Origin of the sequence: Kitasatospora papulosa (assembly GCF_000717245.1) — a bacterium.
In the GTDB taxonomy this organism is placed as follows: Bacteria; Actinomycetota; Actinomycetes; order Streptomycetales; family Streptomycetaceae; genus Streptomyces; species Streptomyces papulosus.
On the sequence record NZ_JNYQ01000004.1, the window covers coordinates 683,975 to 696,833 of the forward strand.

Genomic DNA, 12,859 nt, shown 5'->3' on the forward strand with positions numbered 1-12,859 from the left:
CGGCGCGTCAGCCGATCGCGAGAAGGACCACGAGCAGCACCAGGCCGACGACGGCAGGGGCGATCACCTCGTAGGCCCAGCGCACCGACGCGGTGGTCGTGCCCGGCTCCTCGCGGCGGCCGGCGCGCTCGGCGAGTTCCCTCAGGTCGCCCACCGTCTGGTCCGCGGCGGCCGCCCGGGCGTGCGAGTCGCGGACGTCGGCGTGCACGGAGGTCCGGCCGTACGGGTCGTCGTGCGCCTGCTGGGTGGCCTTCCTGGCCGCCCTCTTGCGCTCACGCAGCGAGACGGGGACCGCCCAGAGCTGGTACTTGGCGCCGTCGTGGGTGAAGATCTCGCTGGAGTAGGTGGCGCGCACGGTGGAGACGTCCGACCAGGGCAGCACGATCGTGCGGAACGGGTTGCGGATCCGGATCCGCTCCTCGTCGGCGAAGACCGCGGGCCGCAGCGTGAACGCCACGATCAGCGGGATCACGGTGAGCAGCGCGGCCAGCGCCAGCCACGGCACCCACCCCTTGCCCTGGACCACCGCGTCGCCGCCGATCCAGCCGACCAGCAGGATCAGCAGTGCGCCGCTGACCAGCCCGGCGCCCGACCGGAAGGTCCGGTCGGCGTAGGCGGGCTCGGCGGGGGGTGTGGGGCTCGTCATGGTCCCGATTCTGCCTGAAGCGGCGCCGGGGACGCGGAGGGGCCGTGCCCGGCCCGGGGAAGGCCCGAAACGGGTGGGCCCCTGTACAGGTCGCTACGCGCGTAGATATGCTCATGTGGTGACCATGCCCACCACTGCTGCTTCCCCCAAGCTCTCGGCTCCGTTCGAGCAGGGGGGACCCCCACTCGCCGACGCGACGGCGTCCGACAGTGCGCTGCGCCGCTTCCTGCACGGGCTGCCCGGCGTCGACACGGTCGGTCTCGAAGCGCGGGCCGCCTCCCTCGGTACGCGGTCGATCAAGACGACCGCCAAGGCGTACGCGATCGACCTCGCCATCTCGATGATCGACCTGACGACGCTGGAAGGCGCGGACACCCCGGGCAAGGTCCGGGCTCTGGCCGCCAAGGCGGTCAACCCCGATCCCACCGACCGCACGACCCCGCGCACCGCGGCGGTCTGCGTCTATCCCGACATGGCCGCGACCGCCGCGGCCGCGCTGGCCGGCTCCGGGGTGAAGGTCGCGTCCGTCGCGACCGCCTTCCCCGCCGGACGCGCCGCTCTGGACGTCAAGCTCGCGGACGTCCGCGACGCGGTGGCGGCGGGGGCCGACGAGATCGACATGGTGATCGACCGCGGCGCCTTCCTCTCCGGCCGTTACCTCAAGGTCTACGAGGAGATCGTCGCCGTGAAGGCCGAGTGCGGCTCCGCACGGCTGAAGGTGATCTTCGAGACCGGCGAGCTCTCCACGTACGACAACATCCGGCGGGCCTCCTGGCTCGGGATGCTGGCGGGGGCGGACTTCATCAAGACGTCGACCGGCAAGGTCGCCACCAACGCCACCCCGGCGAACACCCTGCTGATGCTGGAGGCCGTGCGCGACTTCCGGGAGCAGACGGGCGTGCAGATCGGTGTGAAGCCCGCGGGCGGCATCCGCACCACCAAGGACGCGATCAAGTTCCTCGTCCTGGTCAACGAGACCGCGGGCGAGGACTGGCTGGACAACCACTGGTTCCGCTTCGGCGCCTCCAGCCTGCTGAACGACCTGCTGATGCAGCGCCAGAAGCTCAGCACCGGCCGTTACTCCGGCCCCGATTACGTGACGGTGGACTGATCCCCATGGCATCTGTTTTCGCATACGCACCGGCTCCGGAGTCCCGCTCCGTCGTCGACATCGCCCCCTCGTACGGCCTCTTCATCGACGGCGAGTTCGCCGAGGCGGCCGACGGCAAGGTCTTCAAGACGGTCAGCCCCTCCACCGAGGAGGTGCTGTCCGAGGTCGCGCAGGCCGGCACCGAGGACGTGGACCGGGCCGTGAAGGCCGCGCGCAGGGCCTTCGAGAAGTGGTCGGCGCTGCCCGGCTCCGAGCGCGCCAAGTACCTGTTCCGGATCGCCAGGATCATCCAGGAGCGTTCGCGCGAGCTGGCCGTCCTGGAGACGCTGGACAACGGGAAGCCGATCCGGGAGACCCGCGACGCGGACCTCCCGCTGGTCGCCGCGCACTTCTTCTACTACGCGGGCTGGGCCGACAAGCTCGACCACGCGGGGTTCGGCCGGAGGGCGACAGAGGGAATCGCCGGTGCGAACCCCCGCCCGCTCGGGGTGGCCGGTCAGATCATTCCGTGGAACTTCCCGCTGCTGATGCTGGCCTGGAAGATCGCCCCGGCGCTCGCCACGGGCAACACCGTGGTGCTGAAGCCCGCGGAGACGACACCGCTGTCCGCGCTGTTCTTCGCCGACATCTGCCGGCAGGCAGGCCTGCCCAAGGGCGTCGTCAACATCCTCACGGGGTACGGCGACGCGGGCGAGGCTCTCGTCGCGCACCCCGACGTGAACAAGGTCGCCTTCACCGGCTCGACCGCCGTGGGCAAGGCCATCGCCCGGCAGATCGCCGGCACCGGCAAGAAGGCCACGCTCGAACTGGGCGGCAAGGGCGCGAACATCGTCTTCGACGACGCGCCTGTCGACCAGGCCGTCGAGGGCATCGTCACGGGGATCTTCTTCAACCAGGGCCAGGTCTGCTGTGCGGGCTCGCGGCTCCTCGTGCAGGAGTCCGTGCACGACGAGGTGCTGCACGCCCTCAAGCGAAGGCTGTCCACGCTCCGGCTCGGCGATCCGCTGGACAAGAACACCGACATCGGCGCGATCAACTCCGCGGAGCAGCTCGCCCGGATCGGCGCGCTCGTGGAGACCGGTGAGGCCGAGGGCGCGGAGCGGTGGTCCGCGCCGTGCGAACTGCCCTCCGCCGGTTACTGGTTCGCTCCGACCCTCTTCACCGGGGTCAGCCAGGCGCACACCGTCGCCCGCGACGAGATCTTCGGCCCGGTGCTGTCGGTGCTGACGTTCCGCACGCCGGACGAAGCCGTCGCCAAGGCCAACAACACCCAGTACGGCCTCTCGGCGGGCATCTGGACGGAGAAGGGCTCCCGCATCCTCGCGGTGGCGAACAAGCTCCGCGCCGGCGTCGTGTGGGCCAACACGTTCAACAAGTTCGACCCGACCTCGCCGTTCGGCGGATACAAGGAGTCGGGCTTCGGCCGCGAGGGCGGCCGTCACGGTCTGGAGGCCTACCTCGATGTCTGACGGGCGACTGAGCGTCTTCAAGACCTACAAGCTGTACGTCGGGGGCAAGTTCCCCCGCTCCGAGAGCGGCCGGGTGTACGAGGTGAACGACTCGAAGGGCAGGTGGCTGGCGAACGCCCCGCAGTCGTCCCGCAAGGACGCGCGTGACGCGGTCGTGGCCGCGCGCAAGGCGTTCGGGGGCTGGTCGGGCGCGACCGCGTACAACCGCGGGCAGATCCTGTACCGCGTCGCGGAGATGCTGGAGGGCCGCCGGGAGCAGTTCGTCCGCGAGGTCGCCGAGGCCGAGGGGCTGTCGAAGTCCAAGGCGGCGGCGGTCGTCGACGCGGCGGTCGACCGCTGGGTCTGGTACGCGGGCTGGACGGACAAGATCGGCCAGATCGTGGGCGGGGCCAACCCGGTCGCGGGCCCCTTCTTCAACCTGTCCACCCCGGAGCCGACGGGCGTGGTCGCGGTCCTGGCTCCGCAGGAGTCGTCGTTCCTGGGTCTCGTCTCGGTGATCGCCCCGGTGATCGCCACGGGGAACACCGCGGTCGTCGTCGCGTCGGCGGACGCGCCGCTGCCCGCGCTCTCCCTGGGCGAGGTCCTGGCGACCTCGGACCTGCCCGGCGGTGTGGTGAACATCCTGTCGGGGAGGACGGCGGAGCTCGCGGCTCCCCTCGCCTCCCACCAGGACGTCAACGCCATCGACCTCACGGGAGCCGACGCCGGTCTCGCGAAGGAGCTGGAGATCGCGGCGGCGGACAACCTGAAGCGCACGCTTCGTCCACAGGCTGTGGACTGGTCGGCCGATCCCGGGACGCACCGCCTGACCGCCTTCCTGGAGACCAAGACGGTCTGGCACCCGACGGGTGCGCTGGGAGCCTCCGGCTCTTCGTACTGATCCCGGGCCCGCGGGTGGGGGCCGCCCGCGCGGGCGGCCCCCACCCGTGCGCGTACGGCGGTCAGCCGGTGATCAGACCGGTCACCTCTCCGATCACGGGCAGGTCGCCGAGCGCGGCTCCGCTGGTCAGCGGGTCGGTGACCAGCGCGGTGGTCACGGGCTTGAAGTCGGCGACCTGGGTACCCACCGCGTTGTCCAGCGGGTCCACGCCCGTCCCGGCCAGCGGGTCCAGCTGCAGGTCGGTGACAGGCTTCACGGCCCCCACGAGCCCGTAGCCGAGCGCGCTGGTCAGCGCGGGCGCCGCCGCCTCCTTGACCGCGCCGAGCGTGCTGTCCGCGGTGTCCGAACCGGTCGCGGGCGGGGCGGGCAACGGTGCGGCCTGGGCCGCCGTCCCGCCCGCGCCGAGTGCCGCGCCCAGCGCGGTGAGGGTCAGACCGGCGCGCAGCAGGGTGCGGTGCCGGGGCTTGGACAGTGCATGACGTGCCATGTTTTCCCACCTGATCGGGACGTGTCGGGTAATCATCCGTGCGCGCAGAGTAGTTGAGGTGTGATGCTCGATACCAACAGGACCTCCCGGGGATCCCCTACGCGGGTCAATGCCTCACACTTCTGTTCTGTGAGTTCCCAACCGATCCCCACGCGCGTCGTACTGCTCGCCGGTCCGTCCGGCTCCGGCAAGTCGTCCCTCGCGGCCCGCAGCGGCCTGCCGATGCTTCGCCTGGACGACTTCTACAAAGAGGCGAACGATCCGACACTGCCCCGGGTCACCGGCAGCGCGGACATCGACTGGGACTCGGCCCTGTCCTGGGACGCCGACGCCGCCGTCGCGGCCGTGGCGGAGCTGTGCGCGACCGGGCGCACGACCGTCCCCTTGTACGACATCGCCACGAGCTCGCGGACGGGCCGGGAGACGCTCGACATCGAGCGCACGCCGCTGTTCGTCGCCGAGGGCATCTTCGCCGCGGACATAGTGGAGCGCTGCCAGGAGCTCGGTCTGCTCGCCGACGCGCTGTGCCTGCGCGGCCGGCCGATGACGACGTTCCGCCGGCGACTGCTGCGGGATCTGCGCGAGGGCCGGAAGTCGGTGCCGTTCCTGCTGCGCCGCGGGTGGCGGCTGATGCGTGCCGAACGGGGCATCGTGGCCCGGCAGACGGCGCTGGGCGCGTACCCGTGCGACAAGGCGGAGGCGCTGGGCCGGCTAGCCGCCGCAGCCGCCGGGCGCTGCCGGGCCCCGCGGAGCCGGGTGCCCAACTGAGGGTCCGTCCCCGCTCGCGCGGCCCCGGGAACGCGCGAGCGGGGGCGGACAAGACCCCCCGGCCTGTCCGCCCCCGCTGCGTGCTGCCCCCGTACCGCCGCCTCCCCCGAGGCCGCGGCCTTTCCCCCGTTTTCCCCCGTACCCCGTTCCCCCGTAGACCTCAGGCCACCAGCTCGCCGAAGGACTCCTCCTCGTCACGGCCGAAGCTGAGGACCTCGTCCTCGCGCAGCCGGCGGAGCGACCGCCAGATGCTCGACTTCACCGTGCCGACACTGATGTCGAGTATGGCCGCGATCTCCGGGTCCGTACGGCCCTCGTAGTAGCGCAGGACCAGCATGGTGCGCTGGAGTTCGGGGAGCCGCGCGAGCGCCTGCCAGAGCACCGCCCGCAGTTCCGTGCCCCGCATCGCGTCCGTGTCGCCGACCGTCTCCGGCAGCTCCTCGGTCGGGTACTCGTTGAGCTTGCGCCTGCGCCACGCGCTGATGTGCAGGTTGGTCATGGTGCGGCGGAGGTACCCGCCGACCGCGGCCTTGTCGCTGATCCTGTCCCAGGCCCGGTACGTCGAGAAGAGGGCGCTCTGCAGCAGGTCCTCGGCCTCGTACCGGTCACCGGTCAGGTGGTAGGCGGTCGCGTACAGGGAGGCACGGCGCTCCTGGACGTAGGCGGTGAACGCGGATTCCGCGTCCTGTGCCCGGTCCTGGAGCGGCCGGTCCCCCGAGCCCTCCCCGTACGCGCTTCCCCCGTCCTCCCCCGTGGGCGCGTCGACCCTCGTCAGACACGACGAGTGCGGACGCCCGGCGCCACGCACACGCCCCCGTCCCGCGGCACCGGACTTCTCCGGGCTCCTCCCGACGTCGTGAAGGCGTGTGACAACTGCGCTTGAGGTGCTGCTGTGCAGTGCGTTCATCATCTGGCGCCCCCCATCGGTGGAGTCCGTTCGTTCCGTGTGCCATTGAGCTTGCCGGGGCGATTTCATGGCGCTGTCCCCCGACTGTCACAGAGCTGTCACAGGGCATGTCGGCCGATCAAGTCGGGGGGATTGTCGAAACGTGGCACCACCATGGGTCAGAATGGCCGACGTGCCTTTCCTGTTGCTGATCGAGGACGACGACGCCATCCGTACAGCCCTCGAACTCTCGCTGTCACGCCAGGGCCACCGTGTGGCCACCGCGGCGACGGGAGAGGACGGCCTGGAGCTGCTCCGGGAGCAGCGGCCGGACCTGGTCGTGCTGGACGTGATGCTGCCCGGGATCGACGGTTTCGAGGTCTGCCGGCGGATCCGGCGCACCGACCAGCTGCCGATCATTCTGCTGACCGCGCGCAGCGACGACATCGACGTCGTGGTGGGACTGGAGTCCGGCGCGGACGACTACGTCGTGAAACCCGTGCAGGGTCGGGTGCTCGACGCCCGTATCCGCGCGGTGCTGCGCCGCGGGGAGAGGGAGTCCACGGACTCGGCGACGTTCGGAAGTGTCGTCATCGACCGTTCGGCGATGACCGTCACCAAGAACGGGGAGGACCTGCAGCTCACGCCGACCGAGTTGCGGCTCCTGCTCGAACTGAGCCGCCGTCCCGGACAGGCCCTGTCCCGGCAGCAGTTGCTGCGCCTCGTGTGGGAGCACGACTATCTCGGTGACTCCCGGCTGGTGGACGCCTGTGTGCAGCGGCTGCGGGCGAAGGTGGAGGACGTGCCCTCGTCGCCGACCCTGATCCGCACCGTGCGCGGTGTCGGTTACCGGCTGGACTCGCCTCAGTGAGTGGTTCCGCGAAACGTTCCGTACTCGCGGGTCTTCGCTGGACCAGTCTGCGGCTGCGGCTCCTGATCGTGTTCGCGCTGGTGGCCCTGACGGCGGCGGTGTCCGCGTCGGGCATCGCGTACTGGCTCAACCGCGAGGCGGTCCTGACGCGTACGCAGGACACGGCGCTCGGCGACTTCCGCCGTCAGATGCAGAACCGGGCGGCGGCGTTGCCGCTGGAGCCGGGCTCGGAGGATCTGCGGGACACCGCCGAGCAGATGGCGCACAGCGGGCCGGGGTACCACGTGCTGCTGATCGGCAGCCGTGACGGCAAGCCCGTCACCGCTTCGTCCGACCTGGACGCGTTCACCAAGGCCGACGTGCCCGCCTCGCTGCAGAAGCAGGTGAACAAGAAGCAGCCGCTGACCTCGGCCAACACCTTTGAGTACCACCTGTTCTGGCAGCGTACGACGCTGGGCAACACGCCTTATCTGGTGGCGGGCACGAAGATCATCGGCGGTGGGCCCGCCGGGTACATGCTGAAGTCGCTCGACCAGGAGCGTGAGGACCTCAGTTCACTGGCGTGGTCCCTGGGGATCGCGACGGCGCTGGCGCTGGTGGGCTCGGCGCTCCTGGCCCAGGCCGCGGCGACGACCGTGCTGCGGCCGGTGCAGCGGCTCGGCGACGCGGCGCGCAAGCTCGGTGAGGGCAAGCTCGACACCCGTCTCGTGGTCTCCGGCACCGATGAACTCGCCGATCTCTCGCACACGTTCAACAAGGCCGCGAGCTCCCTGGAGAAGAAGGTCGCGGACATGAGCGCGCGGGAGGAGTCGAGCCGCCGATTCGTGGCCGACATGTCCCACGAACTGCGCACCCCGCTGACGGCGATCACGGCGGTCGCGGAGGTGCTGGAGGACGAGGCGGACAGTCTGGACCCGATGATCGCTCCGGCCGTGCACCTGGTGGTGAGCGAGACCCGCCGGCTGAACGACCTGGTGGAGAACCTCATGGAGGTCACCCGCTTCGACGCGGGTACGGCACGGCTCGTCCTGGACACGGTCGACGTCGCGGACCAGGTCACCGCCTGCATCGACGCCCGCGCCTGGCTGGACGCGGTCGATCTGGACGCGGAACGGGGAATCATGGTGCGGCTGGACCCGCGCCGGCTCGACGTGATCCTGGCGAACCTGATCGGCAACGCCCTCAAGCACGGCGGTTCGCCGGTGCGGGTGTCCGTACGGACCGACGAGGACGAGCTGGTCATCGAGGTCCGCGACCACGGTCCGGGCATCCCCGAGGACGTCCTGCCCCATGTGTTCGACCGTTTCTACAAGGCGAGCGCCTCGCGGCCGCGGTCGGAGGGCAGCGGTCTCGGGCTGTCCATCGCGGTGGAGAACGCCCACATCCACGGTGGTGACATCACGGCGTCGAACCTTCCGGACGGCCAGGGTGCCGTGTTCGTGCTGCGGCTCCCGCGGGACGCGGAGGGGCTGACCGGCGCCCCCGGGTCGGACGACCCGGACCGCGACGAGAAGGGCGGCTCGAAGTGACGCGCAGCGAGGGGGCGTACGGCGCCCCGCGCGGGAGCCGGCCGGTGCGGGGGCCCCGCAGGGCTCTTGCCGGGCTGGCCGCCGTGGTGGCCGCCGCGGCGCTGGCCACGGGCTGCGGCATCCGCAGCACCTCGGTCCCGGTGGACGCCGGGGCGGCGCCCTCCCGGATGCCGTGCCGGACGGGGTCGGCGGACACGACCGCGCCGCCGGCGGAGAGTGTCGCCGTGCGGGTCTACCTGGTCTGCGCCTCCCAGCTGGTGACGGTGGAGCGCACGGTCGAGATCGACGAGTCGCGGTCCGCCCCCGTCCTGGTGGCGCAGGCCCTCCTGAGCGAACTGCAGCGGGTTCCGGACCCCGACGAACGGCGGGCCGGCTTCTCCACCGACGTGCCGACGGGACTGCGGGTCTCCGACGCGCGCGAGGGCGACCCGGAGGGGACACTGCGGCTCAGCGAGCAGCCGGACGACCTCCCGGCCGAGGCGCTCGCGCAGCTCGTGTGCTCCTACGCGGACAACGAGCCCCTCGGATCCGGTGGGTCGGTCCTGCTCGGCGGGCCGGGCAAGTACGCCCCGCGGGGCTATCTGTGCACGTCGGAGACGAAGACCCGGCCCGGCGAGGTGCCCACCCTGGGCGCGGTCGAGCTGTCCTGAGGGTCCTTCGCGCCACCCCCGCCCGGGGTGCCGGGGTGTCCGTGCCGCTCGTCACAGACCCTTCGCCGAAGCGGGCGGAACCGATCCTGCCGGTCGTGGCGTCTTGGTGGACGTGCGTCACAGTTCGGACGGCCCGGCCGTCATCCGCTTCCGCGCGGCGGGGGTAGTCCTCCTCCTCGTGCATCTTCTGTTCGTCTGCTGGCTGACGCTGCGCCCGCTGGACGTGCCCTGGATGACGGCCGCGAACTTCCAGCCGTTCGCCGGGATCAGGGCGGACCTGGCCCTGGGCCCGGCCGAGGCGTCGCGGCGTATCGGTGAGGCCCTGCTGCTCCTGGCACCGCTGGGCGTCCTGCTCCCCATGGCCGGCGGCAGGCTGCTGGTCTCCCCGTGGGCCTCGCTGGCCCGTACGGTCGCGGCCGGCGCGCTGATCTCCATGGCCATCGAGCTGGCGCAGACGGGGGTGCCGGGCCAGGTCGTGGACGTCGACTCGCTCCTGCTGAACACCGTCGGTGTGGCGGTGGCCCATCTGCTGGTCGTCCCGCTGTCGCGGTCCCGGCTGCGGCGGGGCAACCGGGCGGGGGCCGGCGACCTGTACCGGATCCCGAACGGGACCCGGCCGGTCCGGGCCGAGAGCCCTCAGGGGTCCACCCCGACGATTACCAGGGTCGGTATCGCCCCGTAGAGCGATGCTTTGCACCCCTTCGCGGGGGCACTGTGGAGATACGGGAGCACGACGGAGCTGCTCCCCGAAACGGTTCGCGAAGGAGCTCACCATGTCCGCACTTGCCCGCCCCCGCGACGGACGCATGATCGGTGGAGTGTGCGCGGCGCTGGCACGGCGCTTCGGCACCTCCGCCGGGACGATGCGTGTCGTCTTCCTGGTGTCGTGCCTGCTTCCCGGCCCCCAGTTCCTGCTCTACCTGGCGCTGTGGATACTGCTGCCGTCCGAGAGGACCTCGGCCACGACGGCCTGGTGACCGTCGGGCCACGGAGACAGCACGTGGGGCGCGCACCCGGCCAGGGTGCGCGCCCCACGTGTGTGGTGCGGTGGTCAGCCGCCGATGGGCAGGGCACCGGTCAGGCCGCCGGCGGGCAGGCCGCCGAGCAGGTTGGTGCCGGGCGCCGAGAGGTCGCCGCTGCCGCGGTGCTGCTGGTCGAGCAGGCCGCCGGCCGCCTTCTGCACGGCGGGCAGCGCGTCGGTGACGGAGTCGAGCGCGACGTTGGCGGGCAGGGCGCCGGCCAGGGAGTCGACCGGCACGGCGACGGCGGAGGCGCTGCCCGCGCCGGCGGCGGCGAAAGCGGCACCGAGAGCTGCGACGCCGAGGGTCCTGACAGCAGACTGCTTCATGTGAAATTCATCCTTGGGGAAGGGGATGTGAGCGGCTCTGCAACGTAGCCATCCGCGCATCCCTCCCGCAAACATGCCGGGACACGGAAAACGGCCGGGATTCCGTGCTCCCGGCCGTTCCCCCGATGTCGTGATCAGCCCGCGAAGGAAGACGATCCGCTGGTCACAGCGGTCTGCCGGAACAGCCACTCGGATTTCAGCTCCGCGTATCCGGGCTTCACGACGTCATTGATCATCGCCAGACGTTCATCGAAAGGAATGAACGCTGATTTCATCGCATTGACTGTGAACCACTGCATGTCGTCGAGCGTGTATCCGAATGTCTCGGTCAGTCGCTCGAATTCCCCGCTCATGCTCGTCCCGCTCATCAGCCGGTTGTCCGTATTGACGGTGGCACGGAAATGCAGCTTCCGCAGCAGCCCGATGGGGTGCTCGGCGTACGAGGCCGCGGCACCGGTCTGGAGGTTGGAGGTCGGGCAGAGCTCCAGCGGGATCCGCTTGTCGCGCACGTAGGAGGCGAGACGGCCCAGCGTCACACTGCCGTCCTCGGCGATCTCGATGTCGTCGATGATGCGGACACCGTGGCCGAGCCGGTCCGCGCCGCACCACTGCAGGGCCTGCCAGATCGACGGCAGGCCGAAGGCCTCACCCGCGTGGATGGTGAAGTGGTTGTTCTCGCGCTTCAGGTACTCGAAGGCGTCCAGGTGGCGGGTGGGAGGGTATCCCGCCTCGGCGCCCGCGATGTCGAAGCCCACGACGCCCAGGTCTCGGTACCGGTTGGCGAGTTCGGCGATCTCCAGCGCGCGGGCGGCGTGCCGCATCGCGGTGAGGAGGGCGCCGACGCGGATGCGGTGGCCGTTCGCGCGGGCACGGCGCTCCCCCTCGCGGAACCCCTCGTTGACCGCCTCGACCACCTCTTCGAGGGACAGCCCGGCGGTGAGGTGCTGCTCCGGCGCGTAGCGCACCTCGGCGTAGACGACACCGTCCTCGGCGAGGTCCTCGGCGCACTCCGCCGCCACCCGGAACAGCGCGTCCCGGGTCTGCATGACCGCGCAGGTGTGGGCGAACGTCTCCAGGTAGCGCTCCAGCGAGCCGGAGTCGGCCGCCTCGCGGAACCAGACGCCGAGTTTGTCGGGCTCGGTCTCCGGCAAGGCGTCGTAGCCCTGCGCGAGAGCCAGCTCGACGATCGTGCCGGGGCGCAGGCCGCCGTCGAGATGGTCGTGGAGCAGCACCTTGGGCGCGCGGCGGATCTGGTCGGGACCGGGGACATTCAGGGTCTGGCTCGTCATTCGGGCACTCTAGCGCCTACGCGCGTAGAGCGGTGGGTGCCGATGCGTAACAGTGACCGCGAAGCCAGGTGGAATACACCTGCCCTTCTGACACTGTTCTGTCATGGCACAGCGCGCACTTCCCCTGCCTGCCGCCCGGCTGGGACGGGCCGTCCTCACGGCCGGAGCAGCACCCGAGGTCAGCGGCGTGGTCCTGCTGCTCCCGGACGGCGAGAGCGATTCCAGACGTCGCCCCTCCGCCCTTTCGTACGCGGTCCGGTTGCCGTTCGCCCGGTCGCTGGCACGCGCCGGGCAGGAGGACGGGCTCGCGGTGCACGTCGTGCGCTACCGCACGAGGGGCTGGAACGCCGACGCCGACCCGGCGGCGGACGCCCGCTGGGCTGCCGACGAGGTCGTACGGCGCTACGGCGACGTCCCGGTGTGCCTCGTGGGGCACGGCATGGGAGGCCGGGCGGCCCTGCGCGGCGCCGGGCACACCGCCGTCAGCTCCGTGCTGTCGATGGCCCCCTGGCTCCCGGACGGCACGGAACCCGAGCCCGAGCCCGTCAAGCACCTGGCGGGGCGGCGGGTGCTGATCGTGCACGGCACGAACGACGCGCGGACCGATCCCGAGCTCTCCTACCGGCTGGCCGAGCGCGCCAAGAAGGCGAACCGGGACACCTGCCGCTTCGAGGTCCACTCGGACGGGCACGCACTCCGGCAGCACCGGGCCGAAGTGGCGGCCCTGGCCTCGGACTTCGTACGGGGTTCGCTGTTCGGCCGGCCGTACGCCCGGCCGGTGGCGGACGCGTTCGCGGCACCGCCGCCGCTCGGGCTGCGGATGCCGCTCGCGGCGGGCTTCGGCCGGTCGCTGAGGCACTGACCCGCCGAGGCGCTCACCCGCCGGGACGCCGGGACGCCGACGCGCCGAGCCACCGGGACACCG

General features: G+C 71.3%; 15 protein-coding genes. 10 read left to right on the top strand and 5 right to left on the bottom strand.

Annotation, left to right across the window (positions count from 1 at the left end; genetic code table 11):
- Positions 1-7: 7 nt before the first annotated feature.
- A complete protein-coding gene (locus tag IA22_RS0114310) occupies positions 8-646 on the bottom strand; it encodes a PH domain-containing protein (protein WP_015578488.1) in 639 nt (212 codons plus the stop codon).
- A 124-nt stretch (positions 647-770) separates the two neighbouring features.
- On the opposite strand from IA22_RS0114310, the gene deoC reads away from it, so the two are divergent.
- Genes deoC through IA22_RS0114325 form a run of 3 tightly spaced genes read left to right on the top strand, consistent with a single transcriptional unit; the run spans position 771 to position 4,106 of the window.
- Positions 771-1,757, top strand: a complete 987-nt coding sequence (gene deoC / locus IA22_RS0114315; protein WP_030123834.1) for a deoxyribose-phosphate aldolase — start codon at positions 771-773, stop codon at positions 1,755-1,757.
- A 5-nt stretch (positions 1,758-1,762) separates the two neighbouring features.
- Positions 1,763-3,226: an aldehyde dehydrogenase family protein gene (locus IA22_RS0114320; RefSeq protein ID WP_030123835.1), complete on the top strand. Its 1,464-nt coding sequence runs from the start codon at positions 1,763-1,765 to the stop codon at positions 3,224-3,226.
- Positions 3,219-4,106, top strand: a complete 888-nt coding sequence (locus tag IA22_RS0114325; protein ID WP_015578485.1) for an aldehyde dehydrogenase family protein — start codon at positions 3,219-3,221, stop codon at positions 4,104-4,106. Before IA22_RS0114320 ends, IA22_RS0114325 begins: the two co-directional genes overlap by 8 nt.
- A 61-nt stretch (positions 4,107-4,167) precedes the next feature.
- Here IA22_RS0114325 and IA22_RS0114330 read toward each other — a convergent pair whose 3' ends face one another.
- Positions 4,168-4,593 carry a hypothetical protein gene (locus tag IA22_RS0114330; protein ID WP_014154432.1) on the bottom strand — a complete coding sequence of 142 codons (426 nt, stop codon included), beginning with the start codon at positions 4,591-4,593 and terminating at the stop codon, positions 4,168-4,170.
- 63 nt (positions 4,594-4,656) lie between these two features.
- Between IA22_RS0114330 and IA22_RS0114335 the strand changes: the two genes are divergently transcribed.
- Complete coding sequence (locus tag IA22_RS0114335) at positions 4,657-5,361, top strand: uridine kinase (RefSeq protein WP_014154433.1); 705 nt, start codon at positions 4,657-4,659, stop codon at positions 5,359-5,361.
- 160 nt (positions 5,362-5,521) lie between these two features.
- On the opposite strand, the gene IA22_RS0114340 is transcribed toward IA22_RS0114335, so the two are convergent.
- Positions 5,522-6,268: a SigE family RNA polymerase sigma factor gene (locus IA22_RS0114340; protein WP_078468385.1), complete on the bottom strand. Its 747-nt coding sequence runs from the start codon at positions 6,266-6,268 to the stop codon at positions 5,522-5,524.
- Positions 6,269-6,440: 172 nt separating this feature from the next.
- On the opposite strand from IA22_RS0114340, the gene afsQ1 reads away from it, so the two are divergent.
- The 5 genes from afsQ1 (at position 6,441) to IA22_RS0114365 (ending at position 10,274) form a co-directional block, all read left to right on the top strand.
- Positions 6,441-7,118, top strand: a complete 678-nt coding sequence (gene afsQ1 / locus IA22_RS0114345; RefSeq protein ID WP_015578482.1) for a two-component system response regulator AfsQ1 — start codon at positions 6,441-6,443, stop codon at positions 7,116-7,118.
- A complete protein-coding gene (locus IA22_RS0114350) occupies positions 7,115-8,647 on the top strand; it encodes a sensor histidine kinase (RefSeq protein WP_014154436.1) in 1,533 nt (510 codons plus the stop codon). Before afsQ1 ends, IA22_RS0114350 begins: the two co-directional genes overlap by 4 nt.
- Positions 8,644-9,297 carry a hypothetical protein gene (locus IA22_RS0114355; RefSeq protein ID WP_014154437.1) on the top strand — a complete coding sequence of 218 codons (654 nt, stop codon included), beginning with the start codon at positions 8,644-8,646 and terminating at the stop codon, positions 9,295-9,297. The genes IA22_RS0114350 and IA22_RS0114355 overlap by 4 nt, the downstream gene beginning before the upstream one ends.
- A 106-nt stretch (positions 9,298-9,403) precedes the next feature.
- Positions 9,404-9,979 carry a VanZ family protein gene (locus IA22_RS0114360; protein WP_030123837.1) on the top strand — a complete coding sequence of 192 codons (576 nt, stop codon included), beginning with the start codon at positions 9,404-9,406 and terminating at the stop codon, positions 9,977-9,979.
- A 91-nt stretch (positions 9,980-10,070) separates the two neighbouring features.
- Positions 10,071-10,274: a PspC domain-containing protein gene (locus IA22_RS0114365; protein ID WP_014154439.1), complete on the top strand. Its 204-nt coding sequence runs from the start codon at positions 10,071-10,073 to the stop codon at positions 10,272-10,274.
- Positions 10,275-10,348: 74 nt separating this feature from the next.
- On the opposite strand, the gene IA22_RS0114370 is transcribed toward IA22_RS0114365, so the two are convergent.
- On the bottom strand, positions 10,349-10,645 hold the full coding sequence (locus tag IA22_RS0114370) for a hypothetical protein (RefSeq protein ID WP_014154440.1): 297 nt from the start codon (positions 10,643-10,645) through the stop codon (positions 10,349-10,351).
- Positions 10,646-10,779: 134 nt separating this feature from the next.
- Complete coding sequence (locus IA22_RS0114375) at positions 10,780-11,934, bottom strand: adenosine deaminase (protein ID WP_014154441.1); 1,155 nt, start codon at positions 11,932-11,934, stop codon at positions 10,780-10,782.
- A 103-nt stretch (positions 11,935-12,037) separates the two neighbouring features.
- Between IA22_RS0114375 and IA22_RS0114380 the strand changes: the two genes are divergently transcribed.
- Positions 12,038-12,796 carry an alpha/beta hydrolase gene (locus tag IA22_RS0114380; protein ID WP_014154442.1) on the top strand — a complete coding sequence of 253 codons (759 nt, stop codon included), beginning with the start codon at positions 12,038-12,040 and terminating at the stop codon, positions 12,794-12,796.
- The last annotated feature ends 63 nt before the right edge of the window (positions 12,797-12,859 follow it).

Coding starts and splice junctions, on each gene's coding strand:
- IA22_RS0114310 (WP_015578488.1), bottom strand. CDS start 646: ATGACGAGCCCCACACCCCCCGCCGAGCCCGCCTACGCCGACCGGACC.
- deoC (WP_030123834.1), top strand. CDS start 771: ATGCCCACCACTGCTGCTTCCCCCAAGCTCTCGGCTCCGTTCGAGCAG.
- IA22_RS0114320 (WP_030123835.1), top strand. CDS start 1,763: ATGGCATCTGTTTTCGCATACGCACCGGCTCCGGAGTCCCGCTCCGTC.
- IA22_RS0114325 (WP_015578485.1), top strand. CDS start 3,219: ATGTCTGACGGGCGACTGAGCGTCTTCAAGACCTACAAGCTGTACGTC.
- IA22_RS0114330 (WP_014154432.1), bottom strand. CDS start 4,593: ATGGCACGTCATGCACTGTCCAAGCCCCGGCACCGCACCCTGCTGCGC.
- IA22_RS0114335 (WP_014154433.1), top strand. CDS start 4,657: ATGCTCGATACCAACAGGACCTCCCGGGGATCCCCTACGCGGGTCAAT.
- IA22_RS0114340 (WP_078468385.1), bottom strand. CDS start 6,268: ATGAACGCACTGCACAGCAGCACCTCAAGCGCAGTTGTCACACGCCTT.
- IA22_RS0114365 (WP_014154439.1), top strand. CDS start 10,071: ATGTCCGCACTTGCCCGCCCCCGCGACGGACGCATGATCGGTGGAGTG.
- IA22_RS0114370 (WP_014154440.1), bottom strand. CDS start 10,645: ATGAAGCAGTCTGCTGTCAGGACCCTCGGCGTCGCAGCTCTCGGTGCC.
- IA22_RS0114375 (WP_014154441.1), bottom strand. CDS start 11,934: ATGACGAGCCAGACCCTGAATGTCCCCGGTCCCGACCAGATCCGCCGC.
- IA22_RS0114380 (WP_014154442.1), top strand. CDS start 12,038: ATGGCACAGCGCGCACTTCCCCTGCCTGCCGCCCGGCTGGGACGGGCC.